This window comes from Imhoffiella purpurea (assembly GCF_000585215.1).
GTDB lineage: Bacteria > Pseudomonadota > Gammaproteobacteria > Chromatiales > Chromatiaceae > Imhoffiella > Imhoffiella purpurea.
In genome coordinates this window covers 57124-74098 of record NZ_AONC01000009.1, presented here as the reverse complement: position 1 = coordinate 74098, position 16975 = coordinate 57124, and the positions used below count along the sequence as shown (strand labels likewise).

General features: G+C 65.1%; 16 protein-coding genes. 12 read left to right on the top strand and 4 right to left on the bottom strand.

The window, feature by feature from the left end; genetic code table 11:
- Positions 1-806 precede the first annotated feature (806 nt).
- The 3 genes from D779_RS21510 to D779_RS03200 form a co-directional block, all read right to left on the bottom strand.
- Positions 807-1142 carry a helix-turn-helix domain-containing protein gene (locus D779_RS21510; RefSeq protein WP_043749316.1) on the bottom strand — a complete coding sequence of 112 codons (336 nt, stop codon included), beginning with the start codon at positions 1140-1142 and terminating at the stop codon, positions 807-809.
- Positions 1126-1437, bottom strand: a complete 312-nt coding sequence (locus D779_RS03205; RefSeq protein WP_043749313.1) for a hypothetical protein — start codon at positions 1435-1437, stop codon at positions 1126-1128. The genes D779_RS21510 and D779_RS03205 overlap by 17 nt, the downstream gene beginning before the upstream one ends.
- A gap of 344 nt (positions 1438-1781) precedes the next feature.
- The gene (locus D779_RS03200; protein WP_081763298.1) at positions 1782-3407 is read right to left on the bottom strand and encodes a serine hydrolase; all 1626 of its coding nucleotides are present in this window, start codon (positions 3405-3407) and stop codon (positions 1782-1784) included.
- 353 nt (positions 3408-3760) lie between these two features.
- Between D779_RS03200 and D779_RS03195 the strand changes: the two genes are divergently transcribed.
- The 11 genes from D779_RS03195 (at position 3761) to ccmI (ending at position 13678) form a co-directional block, all read left to right on the top strand.
- A complete protein-coding gene (locus tag D779_RS03195; RefSeq protein WP_052347765.1) occupies positions 3761-4180 on the top strand; it encodes a YajD family HNH nuclease in 420 nt (139 codons plus the stop codon).
- Between the two features lie 123 nt (positions 4181-4303).
- Positions 4304-6466 (top strand): bifunctional 23S rRNA (guanine(2069)-N(7))-methyltransferase RlmK/23S rRNA (guanine(2445)-N(2))-methyltransferase RlmL, encoded by a 2163-nt coding sequence (gene rlmKL / locus D779_RS03190; protein ID WP_043749311.1) that lies wholly within the window; start codon positions 4304-4306, stop codon positions 6464-6466.
- A gap of 94 nt (positions 6467-6560) precedes the next feature.
- Entirely contained in the window at positions 6561-7178 is a 618-nt protein-coding gene (ccmA, locus tag D779_RS03185; RefSeq protein ID WP_043749309.1) for a cytochrome c biogenesis heme-transporting ATPase CcmA, read from the top strand.
- Positions 7179-7184: 6 nt separating this feature from the next.
- Positions 7185-7856, top strand: a complete 672-nt coding sequence (ccmB, locus tag D779_RS03180; protein ID WP_043749306.1) for a heme exporter protein CcmB — start codon at positions 7185-7187, stop codon at positions 7854-7856.
- Positions 7857-7914: 58 nt separating this feature from the next.
- Positions 7915-8673 carry a cytochrome c biogenesis protein CcsA gene (gene ccsA, locus D779_RS03175; protein WP_043749304.1) on the top strand — a complete coding sequence of 253 codons (759 nt, stop codon included), beginning with the start codon at positions 7915-7917 and terminating at the stop codon, positions 8671-8673.
- On the top strand, positions 8670-8840 hold the full coding sequence (gene ccmD / locus D779_RS03170) for a heme exporter protein CcmD (protein ID WP_043749301.1): 171 nt from the start codon (positions 8670-8672) through the stop codon (positions 8838-8840). Before ccsA ends, ccmD begins: the two co-directional genes overlap by 4 nt.
- Positions 8837-9307 (top strand): cytochrome c maturation protein CcmE, encoded by a 471-nt coding sequence (ccmE, locus tag D779_RS03165; protein WP_043749300.1) that lies wholly within the window; start codon positions 8837-8839, stop codon positions 9305-9307. Before ccmD ends, ccmE begins: the two co-directional genes overlap by 4 nt.
- Positions 9307-11301 carry a heme lyase CcmF/NrfE family subunit gene (locus D779_RS03160; protein ID WP_043749297.1) on the top strand — a complete coding sequence of 665 codons (1995 nt, stop codon included), beginning with the start codon at positions 9307-9309 and terminating at the stop codon, positions 11299-11301. The genes ccmE and D779_RS03160 overlap by 1 nt, the downstream gene beginning before the upstream one ends.
- 19 nt (positions 11302-11320) lie before the next feature.
- A complete protein-coding gene (locus D779_RS03155) occupies positions 11321-11869 on the top strand; it encodes a DsbE family thiol:disulfide interchange protein (RefSeq protein WP_043749294.1) in 549 nt (182 codons plus the stop codon).
- The gene (locus D779_RS03150; RefSeq protein ID WP_043749292.1) at positions 11866-12357 is read left to right on the top strand and encodes a cytochrome c-type biogenesis protein; all 492 of its coding nucleotides are present in this window, start codon (positions 11866-11868) and stop codon (positions 12355-12357) included. Before D779_RS03155 ends, D779_RS03150 begins: the two co-directional genes overlap by 4 nt.
- 7 nt (positions 12358-12364) lie before the next feature.
- Positions 12365-13678 (top strand): c-type cytochrome biogenesis protein CcmI, encoded by a 1314-nt coding sequence (gene ccmI / locus D779_RS03145; protein ID WP_043749289.1) that lies wholly within the window; start codon positions 12365-12367, stop codon positions 13676-13678.
- A gap of 6 nt (positions 13679-13684) precedes the next feature.
- On the opposite strand, the gene D779_RS03140 is transcribed toward ccmI, so the two are convergent.
- Positions 13685-14179, bottom strand: coding sequence for a YbhB/YbcL family Raf kinase inhibitor-like protein (locus tag D779_RS03140; RefSeq protein ID WP_043749286.1), 495 nt, complete (start codon positions 14177-14179; stop codon positions 13685-13687).
- 358 nt (positions 14180-14537) lie between these two features.
- Here D779_RS03140 and fusA point away from each other — a divergent pair, with 358 nt between their 5' ends.
- Positions 14538-16583: an elongation factor G gene (gene fusA, locus D779_RS03135; RefSeq protein WP_043749284.1), complete on the top strand. Its 2046-nt coding sequence runs from the start codon at positions 14538-14540 to the stop codon at positions 16581-16583.
- Positions 16584-16975: the final 392 nt, after the last annotated feature.

The window sequence follows — 16975 nt, the reverse complement described above, 5'->3', positions numbered from 1 at the left end:
TCAGCCGCCCCGCCCTATGCTGCCCCCAAGCCGCGATGCCAGTCGGCGAGGATTTCCACGAAACAACATCCATGGAGCAGCCACCGATGATCCGTCATTCCACTCCGAACCATGATCGAGACAACCTCTATTCAAGCCGGTATCGAGTGGCCGCGATCGGTCCTGTCCGAGCCGGCGTGAGGATCCCGCTCGACGAACGCCGTCAAGGAGCGCCGTTCCCGATGGCTTCGCCCGCGAACGATCCCTTCATCTCGATCGAAGAGGCGATTCGACACTATGCGGACTCTCAACCGTCCCAGCTCTATCGGGGAGGCGCCTGATTCAGGCCGTCGGAGGTATCCGCCGACGATTGCGTGGCTGACCGCTTGCGGGAGGCGTCGTCCGCGTGATCATCGGCAGGAGTAGCGCCAACGCCACCGATTCACCGGACGAATAAGGCGCATGGTCAGAGATCGAACAGCGAGTCAGAGCAAAAGCAGTCGAGGCTCATTGACCGGTCTGCGCCCGTGGGGCACCAGAAGCTGACATTCATCTCATTGGTACGAGCGATGCCTATACGCGGATTGCTGTCAGCGCAACCTGGCATCGGAATGTCCGAATCCTGCCCCAGATCGGCCGCCGAGGTAACGTAAGCGAAGCGGGCGCAGATCCCCACAGTTGAGGTGCGAAGTCTCAAGCGGCATTGGTCTTAGATCACGACGAAACTCTGGAGGTGACTCATCGAGATGCGCTACTGATCCGGCGAGCGATTGGGCTTGATCACGGCCCTCAGGCAGACACTTGATATCGAGGGGCGATTTTCCTGCTCATCGTGAACCACCCGAGCGGAGGTCTTCTGCCACGTCTCGAAGGATCTTAGGATTTCGCCTTGCAATAGCGAGCAATGTCCGCGCAGCACCGCTGGGCTGTTTGCGACCCTGCTCCCAGCCTTGCAGGGTGCGAACGGACACGCCGAGCAACTCTGCAAACTGGGCCTGAGACAGTCCCACTTCCTGTCTTGCGGCCAGGGCTGACGGCCATACCACGCGTCCTTCCCCAGCCTTCATCTCTCGAACCGCCTGGAGTAGATCCGCCGCGAGATCACGGTTGGCTTCATAAACCTCGATCTCGCTTTCCGTCAATGGTTCAACTTTCGAGGGCACGGCGTATCTCCTGCAGTTTCTGTCCAGTGAGGTTGTCTGTCTTCGACTTGGCGTAAAGCGTCAGAAGAATCAGCTCGCCTGCAGCGGTGCACGTGTAATAGATGGCCCTGACACCACCGGATTTACCCGATCCAGACCACCGCCAGCGGACTTTGCGCAATCCTCCTGACTCGGGAATCACATCTCCAGCACCGGGGTTATCGGCGATGTAGGCGGCGAAGCTGCCCCGTTCGTCCTCCGTCCAGTACAGAGGCCATTGCTTCTGAAACAACGGGGTTTCAATCACGGTCAGCATCCGAGCAATGTACTCCCAAGGAGTAGATCTGTCCATCGCACCCGACGCAGGCGGTATCGTCGCCGCTGCGGGCGAAACACTCGTTCGCGGAAGCCGCGAAATTGACCTCTGTCTTTATGCATTAGCGAGCCGCCGATTCTGAGGAGCGTCAATGACCGCAGTGCGGTTTAGAGGGGACGCTGAATTGAGGCATGCGTATGCCCGCTCATGGGACTCAAGAGTCATTGCCCCGCAAGAGGCGGGTGTCCGCTCATGCGGCAGAGTCGGATTGCGATGCTTTCAGCGGGAGCCCCCCGGGGATTCCGACCCGGTGAGATACGGATACTCACACGCCCGTCGGTCGATTACCGACAGCCCCACGAGACGCGATCCGACCCGACGCATGCACACCAGGACGGACAGGGCGGCAGCTCGGAGATCCGCGTGAAGGTCCCCAGCCCGGCCTGGTTGTAGCGTTCCAGGATCAGACTGTCGGCGCTTCCGCTCGGGCCGACCACGAACTCGGCGCCGCTGAGGCCGAGGGCGTTCTCTCCGGTCGTCTCGAACACGAAGAGATCGCCGTCCCAGTGAGCCAGGGGAAAGGTCATGGCCTGCGGCCCCAGGGTGATCTGCAGCCCCGCGGCCCCGGAGGCGACCGTCAGCGGGCCGTAGTAGGGACTCTCATAGATGCCCACATAGGCGGATTGCGCCAGCGGGGGCTCGGGACTCGCGGGCGGCGAGCGATAGTCCCGCATGAAGTCGCCCTCGTGGGCCCAGAGCTCGGAGAAGCGCTCGAAGTAGAGACTCAGCCAGTCGTTCCGCACCTCCCCTTCCAGTACCAGGTCGAAGAAGATCTGCGACGTGGCCTCGGCCAGCCCGTAGGGTGCGCCGTTGGTCAGGACCAGGATACCGAGATCGAGTCCCGGATAGAGGGTGACGCTGGTGGCGACGCCGAGCATGAAGGCACCGGAATGACTGAGCTTGGTGCGGCCCGAGTCGTCGTAGCCGACGTTCCAACCCAGTCCGTAGAATCCTGATCGACCGTCCGCGGTAGGCGCCGGATCGCTGATCGACTGGGGCAGCTGCGTCTGCAGAAGCGCCTCCGACTGGATCACCGGTTCCCCGGCATAGCGGCCCTCGTCCAGCACGAGCTGCGCCCACTTCGCCAGATCGCTCACACTGGCGCTCGCCCCGCCGGCCGGAGCCTGGGCGTCGGCATCGCGCTCGTAGAGCGGCTGATAGACCCCGTCGACATAGGCATGGGCGAGGGTACGGTTGGTCCGAGCCAGATAGTCCGCGTAACGGAAACTGCTGCGGTCCATGCCGAGCGGGGCGAAGAGCCGTCGATCGGCGACATCGGCCCACTCCATTCCGGCGGCCGAGGCGCCGGCCAGGGCGGCGGCGGTGAAACCGAAATTGGTGTAGGCGTTGGTGATGCGGAACGGCGATAGGGGCGCGCACCTCAGACGCGCCAGGATCTCTTCCCGGCCGAATCCCAGGTCCTCCAGCAGATCCCCGGCGTGATCGGGCAGTCCGCTGCGATGCGAGAGCAGATCGGCCAGGGTCACGGACCGGGTGACCCAGGGGTCGGAGAGGACGAAGCTCGGAAGGAAACGGAAGACCGGGGTCTCCCAGGCGATCAGGCCGTCCCCGACGAGACCGGCGACGACGGTGGCCGCAAGCGGCTTCGAGACGGAGGCGAGCTGGAAGACCGTCTCGGTATCGACGGGCTCGCCCCCGCCCAGGGCACGGACGCCGAAGCCCCGCTGGTAGAGCACCCGATCGCCGGAGACCACGGCGATCGCCATGCCGGGCACACCGGAACGGCTCAGCAGATCGGGGGCCTCGCGGTCCAGTTCCTGGATCGCAGTGGCGATCCGTTCCTCGGTGATCTCTTCGGCGGCGACCTGCGCCGAGCCGACGACCGAGACCAAGAGCGCGGCGCAGACACGCCTCGCCGAATTCGTTACACCAGTATTCAAGACCGTCATACCGCCCTCTCGTATCGGCAAGCCATCGGGGCATGCGCCTGGCCGCATGCTTGGATCAAGATTGAGCCGGAACAGGCCGCAATCAACACCGGGCGAAGCGGCTGCAGCGGATCCGAGAATCGCGCGATCGGTCGCGACAAAGGCTTCGACGGTTTGCTAACATCCAGCGATCCAGACGCACGGGATGGGAAGGTCGGGCGACGCGAAAGACCGATGCGCCCTGTCCCCGAGTCAGGCTCCCGGCATCCCTTCACCCGGCCTGTAGAAGCTCCGGTCTCTCTGTGCGGCCAGCATCCTGTCAACCGGCGAAGCTGTCCGGGCCAGCCGACCGCCATTTCGACAAGGATCCACCCATGGCCACCAGCAACGGCGCACGCCACTCCAAGACCGGCAAACCGATCGATACCGACAAACTCGACCGTGTGGTCGCCCAGGCGCGCGCGGCCAGCGACGAGCGCGCGGCCGGCTATCGCGAGCAGGCGCTCAAGATCTATCCCTGGGTCTGCGGCCGCTGCGCCCGGACCTTCACCCGCGAGAATCTGCGCGAGCTGACGGTCCATCACAAGGACATGGACCACGACAACAATCCGCCGGACGGCAGCAACTGGGAGCTCTTGTGCATCTACTGTCACGACAACGAGCACCAGAAATACGAGGAGCATCTGGCTTCGCTTGCCTCCGGAACCGCCAAGACGCGCGACAAGGACGGAGCCAAGCAAACGACCTTCAACCCCTTCGAGGGGCTGGCCGATCTGATCAAGAAGGATCCATAGAGATCCTCCCGAGGGTTTTCGTTCGCTCGGTCGCACCGCCAACGACCCAAGCCTACCCAGCCCCACCCGAGAGGGGGTCGGCTCGGCCCACTTCACCGAGATCTACCGGAGTATCCGCCCCGCATGTCGCCCCTGATCTTTTTCGCCTCCGCCCCTAGAAACATGGGGAGCCTGGTCGCCGAGGAGCTGATCAAGCTCGGCATGCGCGATGCCACCGAGACGCGGGGCGGAGCCCGCTTCTCCGGCACCCTGGAAGACGCCTACCGCGCCTGTCTCTGGTCGCGGGTCGCCAACCGCATCCTCCTGCCGCTCACCCAATCGACGGTGAGCGGACCGGACGAACTCTACGAGGCCGCCCGCGAGATCCACTGGGAGGATCATCTGACCCCCGAGAGCACCTTCGCGATCCAGTTCGACGGCACCCTGAGCGGGATCAACCACAAGCACTTCGCCGTGCTGCGGGTCAAGGACGCCATCGCCGACCGCTTCGCGGAGCGCTTCGGCCGGCGCCCGAGCGTCGACCCCGACGACCCGGATCTGCGCATCCACGTCTTCGGGCATCAGGACACGGCGGGCATCAGCATCGATCTCTCCGGTCAGTCGCTGCATCTGCGCGGCTATCGCGAGGAAGGCTCGGCGGCCCCGCTCAAGGAGAACCTGGCCGCGGCCCTGCTGCTGCGCGCCGGCTGGCCCGAGATCGCGGCCGAGGGCGGCGCCCTGCTCGACCCCATGTGCGGCTCTGGCACCCTGGTCATCGAGGGCGCGCTGATCGCGGCCGACATCGCGCCCGGCTACATGCGCCAGCGTTTCGGCTTCCAGGGCTGGAGCCAGCACGACGAACCCACCTGGCAGCGTCTGCGCGACGAGGCCCGCATCCGCCGCGACGCCGGACTGGGCCGTCTCGGCAGCCTGCGCGGCTACGACCTCAGCTCCGAAGCGGTGCGCGTCTCCCTTCATAACCTGGAACGGGCCGGACTCGCCGGCCTCGCCCACTTCGAGCGTCGCGAGCTGACCGACTGCCGTCCCGGTCGCCCGGAGGACGAGGGGCTGTTGATCGTCAACCCGCCCTACGGCGAGCGTCTCGGCGACAAGGGCGAGCTTCCCGAGCTCTACGGACGCCTCGGCTCCGTGCTCAAGGAGCGCTTCGTCGGCTGGCGCGCCAGCATCTTCACCGCCGACCCCGAACTCGGCAAATGCATGGGGCTGCGCGCGCAGCGCATGCACAGCCTCTACAACGGCCCCATCGAATGCCGCCTGCTGCATTTCAAGGTCGAACCGCGCTATTTCGTCTCGAATCAGCCGCGCCCGCTGCCGCTCGAGGAACGCAGCCCCGGAGCCAAGATGCTGGCGAACCGAATCAACAAGAATCTGAAGGCGCTGCGGAAATGGCAACGCGACGAGGACGTCTCCTGTCTGCGCGTCTACGACGCGGACCTGCCCGAATATGCCCTGGCGGTCGACATCTACGAGGGCGAGAAGCGCTGGGTCCACGTCCAGGAGTACGCCGCGCCGGCCAACGTCGATCCGAAACGCGCGCGCCATCGTCTGCGCGAGGCGCTCGGACTCATCCCGGAGGTTCTGGAGGTCCCGGGCGAACAGGTTCATTTCAAGGTGCGCCGGCCCCAGAAGGGATCGAGCCAGTACGAGCGCCTGGCCGAAACGCGGCACTTCCACCAGGTCTCCGAGGGCGGACACAGATTCCTGGTCAACTTCGAGGACTATCTGGACACCGGGCTCTTCCTCGATCACCGCGACGTGCGGCGTCTGATCGGCACGCTGGCACCCGGCAAACGCTTCCTCAACCTCTTCGGCTACACGGGAACCGCGAGTGTCTATGCCGCCAAGGCCGGCGCCGTCTCGACCACCACGGTCGACATGTCGCGCACCTATCTCGAATGGGCGGCGAGCAACCTCATGCTCAACAAGATCCAGGGCGAGGAGCACGAACTCGTCCAGGCGGACTGCCTGCGCTGGCTGGACATGATGAACGGTCGCCGACGCTTCGACCTCATCTTTCTCGACCCGCCCAGTTTCTCGACCTCCAAACGCATGTTCGGCACGCTCGACATCCAGCGCGACCACGTCGGGCTCATCCAGTCGGCGATGCGGCTGCTCGAGCCGGGCGGGGACCTCATCTTCTCGAACAACCTGAGACGCTTCCGCATCGACCTCGCTGGACTCTCGCCGCTGCGGGTCGCCGACATCAGCGCCGAGACCCTGCCCAGGGACTTCGCCCGCAACCCGCGCATCCACAACTGCTGGCGCATCCGGCGTCCCGAGAGCTGAAAGGGCGCCACGAGGACCTCTCGGGTTGTGGAAATCGACCCGAGCGTATATTTTTGCCTGCCTTTAGCCAATGCTCAGCAGATCCTGAACCCAGATGCTCGAGGTAAACCAGCTCGAATGCCGACGCGGTGACCGGAGGCTCTTCACCGAGCTGGACTTCTCCCTCTCGTCGGGCACCCTGATGCACGTTCGCGGACGCAACGGCAGCGGCAAGACCACCTTGCTGCGCACGCTCTGCGGACTCTTCACCCCGGAGCGCGGCGAAATCCGCTGGAATGGCGAATCCATCCGCGAACTGGGCGAGGAATATCGGCGCGACCTGCTCTATTTCGGCCACACCAACGGCATCAAGGGCGAACTCACCGGGCTCGAGAACCTCTCGATCGCGGCGACCCTCGACGGCGACCGGGTCGAGGAGACGGCCATCTGGGACGCGCTCAAGCGCATCGGCCTGGCCGGGTTCGAGGATCTGCCCACCCGCATGCTGTCCCAGGGGCAGAAAAAGAGGGTTGCACTGGCCCGGCTCATCCTGACCAGGGCCAGGCTCTGGATCCTCGACGAGCCCTTCACGGCCCTGGACGTCGACGCGGTCGCCCTGCTGCAGACCCTGATCGCCGATCATGTCGCCACCGGAGGCATCGCCGCGCTGACCACCCACCAGGAGGTCCCGCTCACCTCCGGCCAGATCGAACAACTGAACCTGGGGAACTGAAACGCCGTGCTGCGAGTCTTCTGGTGCATCCTTTCACGCGATCTGACACTGGCCATGCGCCGGCGCACGGATGTCCTCACCACGCTCTTCTTCTTCGTCATCGTCGTCAGCCTCTTCCCGCTCGGTGTCGGTACCGAGAGCAAGGCTTTGCAGATCATCGGTCCCGGCGTGGTCTGGGTCGCCGCCCTGCTGGCCTCCATGCTTGCGCTGGAGCGACTCTACGCCGCCGACTACGAGGACGGCACCCTGGAACAGATGCTCCTGACCGCCCAGCCGCTCTCGCTCCTGGTGCTGGCCAAGATCGCGGCGCACTGGCTCCTCACCGGTCTGCCGCTGGTCCTGATCGCGCCCCTGGTCGGCATGCAGTATCAGCTTGCCGACAGCGCCATCGGCATCATGATGCTGGCGCTGCTGGTCGGCACGCCCATCCTGAGCCTGATCGGCTCGATCGGCGCCGCGCTCACGCTCGGGCTGCGCGGCGGCGGCATCCTGCTGTCGCTGCTGATCCTGCCGCTCTACATCCCGGTGCTGGTCTACGGCGCGGGCGCCGTCGAGGTGAGCCAGATCGACCTGGCCGACACCCAGCCCTATTTCGCCCTGCTCGGGGCATTTCTGCTGATCGCACTGGTGTTCGCCCCCGTCGCCTCCTCGGCGGCGCTGCGGATCTCGCTCGAATGAGCCGACCCCGTACCAACCCGAACGACCCAAAACCCACTCGATACTCCGACTCAAACTCATGGCCCTGAACTGGTTCAAATTCGCGTCACCCGCGACCTTCTACCCCATCGCCGGCCGTCTCATACCGGTGTTCTGGATCCTCACGCTCCTGCTGCTCGCCATCGGTCTCTACTGGGGATTCTTCGAGACCGCCAGCCAGCTCGGCGGCAGCAACCCGCAGAAGGAGTACTACCGCATCATCTTCATCCACGTGCCCTCGGCCTGGATGTCGATGTGGCTCTATATCGTGATGGTGGCCTGGGCGGCGATCGGGCTGATCTTCAACACCCGGCTCTCATTCATGATGGCCAACGCGGTCGCGCCCACGGGGGCCATCTTCACCTTCCTGGCGCTCTGGACCGGGGCCTTCTGGGGACGCCCGAGCTGGGGCACCTACTGGGACTGGGATCCGCGCCTGACCTCGGAACTGGTGCTCTTCTTCATGTACATCGGCTACATGGCGCTGCACTCGGCGATCGACGACACCCGGCGCGCCGACCGCGCCTCGGCCCTGCTGGCGATCGTGGGCCTCATCATGGTCCCGGTCATCTTCTGGTCGATCAACTGCCCGGATCCCAACCAGTGCGCGGCGCTGCACCAGCGCTCCAATCTGACCCGAATCGACGGCAACATCCTCTTCTCGATGCTGACTATGACCCTGGCCTTCTGGATGTACTCCTTCGCGACCACCTTCATGCGGCTGCGCGGCATCATCCTGACCCGCGAGGCCGAGAACACCTGGGTCCAGGACCTTCTCAACGCACGGGGACGGACATGAGCGAATTCTTCTCGCAGGGCGGTTTCGCCTTCTTCGTCTGGGGCGCCTACGGCATGGTCGCCCTGCTTCTGGTGGCCGAGATTCTGCAGCTGCGGGCCGAGTGGCGAACCATTTGGTCCCGTCTTGGTCGATTGACCCGGATGAGAGATTCCGGAGGAACAGAATGAAAGCACGAAAGAAACGCCTGGCCTTCGTCGGCCTGGCCGTGATCGGCGTGGCGGCGGCCTCGACGCTGGCACTGACCGCGCTCAAGGGGAACATCTCCTATTTTTTCAGCCCGTCCCAGGTGATCGCCAACGAGGCGCCCCAGGATCACGTCTTCCGGCTCGGCGGTCTGGTGACCGAGGGCACGCTCCGTCGCGAGGGCGACGGGCTGACGGTGCGGTTCGACGTCACCGACAACGCCGAGACGGTGAAGGTCGCCTACGAAGGCATCCTGCCCGACCTCTTCAGCGAGGGTAAGGGCGTGGTGGCCAGGGGCAAGCTCGGTCCCGACGGCGTCTTCTACGCCGAGGAGGTCCTGGCCAAGCACGACGAGGAATACATGCCGCCCGAGGTCGCCAGCACCCTCAAGACGGCCCATGCCGAGGGCGTCGCCGAATCCGCGACCCAGACCAGCGGGGCACCCAACTGATGGTTCCCGAGCTCGGTCATTTCGCACTCCTGCTGGCCCTGGTGCTGGCCGTCGTCCAGTCGAGCGTCCCCCTGGTCGGCAGCTTCACCGGCAACCGCGCCTGGATGGAGACGGCGCGCCCGCTTGCCTGGGGTCAGCTCGTCTTCATCGGCATCGCCTTCCTCTGTCTGCTGCAGGCATTCCTGACCGACGACTTCTCGGTCATCTATGTGGCGACCAACTCCAATTCGCTGATGCCGACCCTCTACAAGATCTCGGCGATCTGGGGCGCCCACGAGGGCTCGCTGCTGCTGTGGGTGCTGATGCTGGCCGGCTGGGGCGCCGCCGTGGCGGCCCGCAGCCACTTCATGCCGCTGCCCATGATCGCGCGGGTCATCTCGGTCCAGGGCATGGTCGCGATCGGCTTCCTGCTGTTCATGGTCCTGACCTCCAACCCCTTCGACCGCATCTTCCCGGCGCCGCTCGAGGGACGCGATCTGAATCCCCTGCTGCAGGATCCGGGACTCGCTATCCACCCGCCCATGCTCTACATGGGCTACGTCGGCTTCTCGGTCGCCTTCGCCTTCGCCATCGCCGCCCTGATCGGCGGCAAGCTGGACTCGGCCTGGGCGCGCTGGTCGCGTCCCTGGACCACGGTCGCCTGGGTCTTCCTGACCATCGGCATCGCGCTCGGCTCCTGGTGGGCCTACTACGAGCTGGGCTGGGGCGGCTGGTGGTTCTGGGATCCGGTCGAGAACGCCTCCTTCATGCCCTGGCTGGTGGGCACGGCGCTCATGCACTCGCTCGCCGTCACCGAGAAGCGCGCGGCCTTCAAGACCTGGACCGTGCTGCTGGCCATCTCCACCTTCTCACTGTCGCTGCTCGGCACCTTCCTGGTGCGCTCGGGCGTCCTGACCTCGGTCCATGCATTCGCCACCGACCCGGCGCGCGGCAGCTTCATCCTGCTCTTCCTCTGCATCGTGATCGGCGGCTCGCTCGCGCTCTACGCCTGGCGCGCGCCCTCGATCTCGGGCGGCGGCCGCTTCGATCTGGTCTCGCGCGAGAGCTTCCTGCTGGCCAACAACCTACTGCTGGCCACATTGGCGGTACTGGTCCTCTTCGGCACCCTGGCACCGCTCATCTACGAGGCCGCCGGCTGGGGCAAGATCTCGGTCGGTTTCCCCTGGTTCAACAAGATGTTCATCGCCCTCTCGCCCATGCTGATCCTGGCGACCGGCGTCGGACCGCTGGTCCACTGGAAACACGACTCGCACCTGCGGCTGCTGCGCGCGCTCTGGCTCGCCATCCTGCTCGGCATCACCGCCTTCGTGCTGGTGTCCTTCCCCATTCTGTCCTCGGCTGGAGACATGTGGGTCGGCTTCGGCCTGGCTCTGGCAGCCTGGGTGGTCGGATCGCACCTGAGCAGTCTCTTCGGCCGTCTCCGGCACAAGGGCGGACTCAAGGGACTGCGGACCGACATGGCCGGAAACAGCCGCAGCTATTACGGCATGTGGCTGGCGCACATGGGTCTGGCCGTCTTCATCGTCGGCGTCACCATGGTCTCCAACCACGGCCAGGAGACCGACGTGCGCATGTCGCCCAGCGGCGTTCACGAGGCATCGGGACACCGCTTCCAGTTCAACGGCGTGACGGCGGTTCCAGGCCCCAACTACAACGCTTTCCGAGGTGATTTCACCGTTTACGAAGGCGAGCGCGAGATCGCCCGGCTCTATCCCGAGAAGCGCAGCTATTTCTCGGGCGGCATGCCCATGACCGAGGCCGCGATCGACGCCGGTCTGCTGCGCGACATCTATGTCTCGCTCGGCGAACCCATCGGCGACGGCGGCGACTGGGCGCTGCGCATCTATTACAAGCCCTATGTCCGCTGGATCTGGCTCGGCGCGATCCTGATGGCGCTCGGCGGCATCGTCTCCGTCTCCGACCCGCGCTATCGCGCCGTCCGCCGCACCGCAGCCGCACCCTCCGGGGCAGCGCTCGCGGCCCAGGCCACCTGATACTGGATGCAATACGACAATGAATAAATCCGCCACACGCGCACTGATTCCGCTTGGCATCTTCATCGCCCTGGCCGCACTGCTCTTCTACGGCCTGGGGCTGAACCCGCGCGAGATCCCCTCACCCCTGATCGGCAAGCCGGCGCCCGATTTCGCCCTCGCCTCGCTGAAGGACCCGGGCCGGACCCTGACCAGGAAGGATCTGCTCGGCAAGGTCTCCCTGGTCAACGTCTGGGCCTCCTGGTGTCCCTCGTGCCGCCAGGAGCATGCCGAGCTGATGCGGATCGCCCGCGCCAACGCCGACATCCAGGTGATCGGCTTCAACTGGAAGGACACGCGCCCCGAGGCGCTGCAGATGCTCCAGCGCTTCGGCGACCCCTACGCCGAGATCCTCTACGATCCGGACAACGAGGTCGGCATCGACTGGGGCGTCTACGGCGCGCCCGAGACCTTCGTGGTCGACGGCGAGGGCATCATTCGCCACAAGCGCATCGGCCCCATCGACCAGCAGGTCTGGGAATCCGAGATCCTTCCCGTCATCGAGCGCTATTCGGCGAAGAAATCATGATGCGTCCAACGATCCCCGCACTCGCGATCGCCGGCCTGCTGGCCGGCGCCCTGACGCTCGGTACGGCCCAGGCCTACACGCTCGAGGAGTTCACCTTCGAGGATCCGGCGCGAACGGACGAGTTTCGCGATCTCATCGGCCAGCTGCGCTGTCTGGTGTGCCAGAACGAATCGCTCGCCGGTTCCCAGGCCAGCGTCGCCCAGGACCTGCGCAAGGAGGTCTACCGCATGATGCAGGACGGCCAGAGCACGGATGAGGTCGTCGACTTCCTGGTCGAACGCTATGGCGATTTCGTGCTCTACGAGCCGCCGATCAAGCCCTCGACCTACGTCCTCTGGTTCGGTCCCTTCCTCTTCCTCGGATTCGGCGCCTTTCTGCTGCTCCGCACCCTGCAGCGCAAGAAGGAAGAGCCGGAGCAGGATCTGAGCGAGGCGGAGCAGGAACGACTGCGTCGACTGCTCGCCAAGACAGGCAACCAACAGGACTAGAACCCCAATGATCATCTTCTGGATTCTGGCCGGCGGCCTGCTCGCCCTGGCCCTGTGGATCATTCTGCCCCCGCTGCTGAGGCGGGAGACCGCCGCCGACACGCCCGATCAGAACGCCCTGAACCTCGCGGTGTTCGAGCAACGGCTCAAGGAGCTCGAGGACGACCGCACCGCCGATCTGATCGAGGAGGAACGCTATCTGGCCGCGCGTCACGATCTCGAGCGCGAGCTGCTCTACGACGTCGACGACGCCGAGAAACCGGCCCGGCGCCCCGCCTCGGCGGCCAGCCGCTGGCTGCTCGCGGCACTCTTGGCCACGGCGGTTCCCGCCTCGGCCGTTCTCATGTATCTGGAACTCGGCAATCCGGCGCTCATCGACCGCATCGAGGGAAGCGCGGGCCAGGCCGCCGCGGAGGACGGCTCGGACACCCAGTCGGGGGCCTCGCTCGAGGAACTGGTCGGACGGCTTCAGGAGCGGCTGAAAGAGGATCCGGACAATGTCGACGGCTGGCTGATGCTCGGCCGGACCTATTTCGCCACCGATCGGATCGAAGAAGGGCTCGCCGCCTTCGAGAAGGCCTACCAGCTGGCACCGGATCAGGTCCCCGTCATGCTCGCCTATGCCGAGGCATTGGCCTCGGCCAGTCCTGGGAAGAGTCTCGCCGGCAGACCGGCCGAGCTGATCCGGGCCGCGCTGGAGAAGGATCCGCAGGACCCGATGGCACGTTGGCTGGCCGGGATGATCACCTTCCAGGAGGGGGGCTATCAGGAGGCCGCGGACGCCTGGCAGACGATTCTGGACGAACTCGAGCCGGGCAGCGACGACGCCAAGAACCTCGGTCAGATGATCGATGAGGCGAGAAGCCGCGTCGCCCGGGCATCCGAGACGGGCAGCGGTGCCGCAGAGACCCAGCCGGCCGCGAGCCGGGACGCGACAGCGACCGCTCAATCCGGCGAGGCGGCGGCAGCCGAATCCGCCAGCGTCACGGTCAGGGTGAGTCTGGCACCGTCGATTGCCGAGCAGGCATCGCCCGAGGACAGCGTCTTCGTCTTCGCCCGGGCGACCCAGGGGCCGCCCATGCCGCTCGCGGCGAAACGCATCCAGGTCAAGGACCTTCCGGCGGAGGTCGTGCTCGACGACAGCCAGGCGATGAGCCCGACACTCAAACTGTCCGGCACGGAGCAGATCACCATCGGCGCGCGCGTCTCCAAAAGCGGCGACGCCACGCCTCGGGCGGGAGATCTGGAGGGAACCGCCGCGCCGATCGGGCTTGACGAGGACGCGGCGGTCTCCGTCGTCATCGATCGCGTCAGACCCTGATCGACATCAGCCGGGGTCGTTCGGATCGGACTTGTCGTACGTCCCCACCAGCTCGGCATGGGCGAGTATGTGATCGTCCATGGCGAGCAGCAGCTCGTCCTTGGTGGGCTGTCCCAGCCCATCGGGCAGGCGGGTATCCAGGGCGTAGAGCCGATGGAAATAGCGATGGCGCCCGATCGGCGGACATGGCCCGCCGTAGCCCGTCCGCCCCCAACTGTTGACGCCCTCGCCGACGCCCTCGGGAAGCCCTCCGCGCGCCGCACCCGCGTCCAGACCCGAGCAGCTCGGGGGGATGTTGTAGAGGATCCAATGATCCCACACCATGCGGGGCGCCGCGGGATCCGGGGCATCCGGATCGTCCACGATCAGAACCAGACTCTCGGTCCCCTCGGGCAGATCCGACCACTGCAAGGGCGGCGAAAGATCCTCCCCCTCGCAGCTGAAACGACGCGGAATCGGATTTCCGTGGACGAAAGCTCCCGATTTGAGAACCAGTGCCATCTTATGACCTCCCCCTCTGTGCTAACGTCTCGATCAACACACGAGAGTATGGTTCAAAACGCAAAGGATTCACCTTTTCCCTAGCTGTGCGTCCTTCGGCGGTCGGTCGACCGCCGTTTTTTTGGCCATATATCGGCCTTCTCTCGTCGCGCCCCATCCTCGGCGGACCAGGCTCGATCCCACTCCCCCTCGGCTATCCAACCGCGATCCTTGATCTGAAGCAGCTCGCACCGCATTCCTCGTTACCTCATCAAGAGTGTCAACTGGGTTACAGTATAATTTCGGCTCGCCCGAACGAACCTAGAGGGGCGTCGACGAACGCCCTGGATTCCACTCAAGCGCCACGACGGGATCAAAGATGTCTGACTACAATGCCGAGGACGTCCGAAACATCGCTCTGGTCGGCCATGCCGGCTCCGGAAAGACCACCCTGGTGGAGGCGCTGCTAGCAGCCACCGGTGTCATTTCCAGTGCCGGAAGCGTCACCAAGGGCTCGACGGTTTGCGACTTCGACCCCCTGGAAAAGGAACTCCAGCATTCACTGGATACCGCCATCACCGGCTTCACCACCGGCGGCAAGCACATCAACCTGATCGACACCCCCGGATCGCCGGACTTCCTCGGCCGCAGCATCTCGGTGCTGCCCGCGGTGGAAACCGCCGCGCTGGTCGTCAACGCCCAATCCGGCATCGAGCCGATGACGATTCGCATGATGAAGGCCGCGGACAACCGCGCGCTCTGCCGCATCATCATCGTCAACCAGATCGACGGTTCCGATATCGACCTCCCCCAGCTCACCGAGCAGATCCGCGAGACCTTCGGCGCCGAATGTCTGCCGATCAACCTGCCGACGAACGGCGGACAGGGCGTCGTCGACTGCTTCTTCCAGCCCAGCGGCAAGGATACGGACTTCTCCTCCGTCGCCGAGGCCCACAGCCAGATCATCGATCAGGTCGTCGAGGTCGACGAGGATCTGATGGAGGTCTATCTGGAGCAGGGTCAGGAGCTCAAGCCCGAACAACTGCATGACCCCTTCGAAGCGGCCCTGCGCGAGGCGCACCTGATCCCGATCTGCTTCGTGTCGGCACAGACCGGCGCCGGCATCCCCGAACTGCTCGAGATCTTCGACCGACTCATGCCGAATCCGGCCGAGGGCAATCCGCCCGCCTTCCTCAAGGGCGAAGGCGCCTCCATGGAACCGGTCAAGGTCGAACCGGATCCGAATCTGCACGCCGTGGCCCATGTCTTCAAGGTCATCAACGACCCCTTCCGCGGCAAGATCGGCATCTTCCGCGTGCATCAGGGCCGGATCACGCCGAACAGCCAACTCTTCATCGGCAATGCCCGCAAACCATTCAAGATCAATCACCTGTATCGCCTCCACGGTGCGGATCTGACCGAGGTCGACGAAGGCGTGCCGGGCGACATCCTCGCCGTCGCGCGCGTCGACGACATCCATTTCGACGCCGTGCTGCACGACTCGCACGAAGAGGACCATTTCCATCTCTCGACCCTGGAATGCCCGATCCCGCTCTTCGGGCTCGCCATCAGCACCACCAAGCGCGGCGACGAGCAGAAGCTGACCGACGCGCTCCACAAGCTCCAGGACGAGGATCCCTGCTTCCACATCGAGCACAACGCCTCGGCCAACGAGACGGTCGCGCGCGGTCTGGGCGAACTGCACCTCAAGGTCATCCTGAGACGCCTCTCCGAGCAGTTCCACGTCGAGGTCGAGACCAAGCCGCCAAGCATCCCCTACCGCGAGACCATCATGGGCAAGGCGGAGGGCCATCATCGGCACAAGAAGCAGACGGGCGGGGCCGGACAGTTCGGCGAGGTCTATCTGCGGGTCGAGCCCAACGAGCGAGGCGCCGGATTCGCCTTCGTCGACGCGGTCGTCGGCGGCACCATCCCGGGCAACTTCATCCCCTCGATCGAGAAGGGCGTGCGCCAGGTGCTCGAGGAGGGCGTCGTCGCCGGCTATCCCTTCCAGGACGTCAAGGTCACCGTCTACGACGGCAAACACCATCCGGTCGACTCCAAGGACATCGCCTTCGCCACCGCCGGCCGCAAGGCCTTCGTCGAGGCCGTCCTCCAGGCCCAGCCCGTGATCCTGGAGCCCATCGTCAAGATCCGCATCACGGCGCAGGACTCCTCCATGGGCGACCTGGCCGGCGATCTCTCCAGCCGGCGCGGTCGCATCAACGGCAGCGAATCCAAGAGCCGGGGGCGGATCGTCATCGAGGGAGAGGTCCCGCTCGCCGAGCTCTCGGGCTACGACGCCCGACTCAAGGCGCTCACCGGCGGCGAGGGCACCTACAGCATCGAGCTGAGCCACTACGACCCCGTGCCCGGAAACATCCAGAAACAGATGATGGACGCCTATCAGCGCGCCGACGACTGACCTCGCCAAGCCAGGGAGACGCGCCACAGCGTCTCCCGCCACACCCGTCTTCTCCACGCCGGACATCCCGGCCCGCCTATCCGTTCCCCATCGTTTCCCTCGGCGCATTCGGCGCTCGGGGGTGGTCATCCGCGGATTCGTCACCATCCGATGGTACAAAGAGCTGCCAGCGACCAGCATCGAGCCTCCAGCCGATATGGTGCCGTGGCTTGCATTGTCCGAAGCCCCTCTCCGATAGCCGGGAACAGTCGCCCCCTGCCGATGCCCAAGGGCTCGAGACCAAACCGCTGGAGGCTGGAGGCTGGAGGCTGGAGGCTGGAGGCCATTACATTGCAATATTGTATTCTTAGTATTTATATAATCCGTCACTGATATATAATCGCGGCTTTGTC

Excerpts from the sequence above, each read along its gene's own strand:
- D779_RS03205 (WP_043749313.1), bottom strand. The coding sequence starts at position 1,437 with ATGCTGACCGTGATTGAAACCCCGTTGTTTCAGAAGCAATGGCCTCTG.
- D779_RS03200 (WP_081763298.1), bottom strand. The coding sequence starts at position 3,407 with ATGACGGTCTTGAATACTGGTGTAACGAATTCGGCGAGGCGTGTCTGC.
- D779_RS03195 (WP_052347765.1), top strand. The coding sequence starts at position 3,761 with ATGGCCACCAGCAACGGCGCACGCCACTCCAAGACCGGCAAACCGATC.
- rlmKL (WP_043749311.1), top strand. The coding sequence starts at position 4,304 with ATGTCGCCCCTGATCTTTTTCGCCTCCGCCCCTAGAAACATGGGGAGC.
- ccmA (WP_043749309.1), top strand. The coding sequence starts at position 6,561 with ATGCTCGAGGTAAACCAGCTCGAATGCCGACGCGGTGACCGGAGGCTC.
- ccsA (WP_043749304.1), top strand. The coding sequence starts at position 7,915 with ATGGCCCTGAACTGGTTCAAATTCGCGTCACCCGCGACCTTCTACCCC.
- ccmD (WP_043749301.1), top strand. The coding sequence starts at position 8,670 with ATGAGCGAATTCTTCTCGCAGGGCGGTTTCGCCTTCTTCGTCTGGGGC.
- ccmE (WP_043749300.1), top strand. The coding sequence starts at position 8,837 with ATGAAAGCACGAAAGAAACGCCTGGCCTTCGTCGGCCTGGCCGTGATC.
- D779_RS03160 (WP_043749297.1), top strand. The coding sequence starts at position 9,307 with ATGGTTCCCGAGCTCGGTCATTTCGCACTCCTGCTGGCCCTGGTGCTG.
- D779_RS03155 (WP_043749294.1), top strand. The coding sequence starts at position 11,321 with ATGAATAAATCCGCCACACGCGCACTGATTCCGCTTGGCATCTTCATC.
- D779_RS03150 (WP_043749292.1), top strand. The coding sequence starts at position 11,866 with ATGATGCGTCCAACGATCCCCGCACTCGCGATCGCCGGCCTGCTGGCC.
- ccmI (WP_043749289.1), top strand. The coding sequence starts at position 12,365 with ATGATCATCTTCTGGATTCTGGCCGGCGGCCTGCTCGCCCTGGCCCTG.
- D779_RS03140 (WP_043749286.1), bottom strand. The coding sequence starts at position 14,179 with ATGGCACTGGTTCTCAAATCGGGAGCTTTCGTCCACGGAAATCCGATT.
- fusA (WP_043749284.1), top strand. The coding sequence starts at position 14,538 with ATGTCTGACTACAATGCCGAGGACGTCCGAAACATCGCTCTGGTCGGC.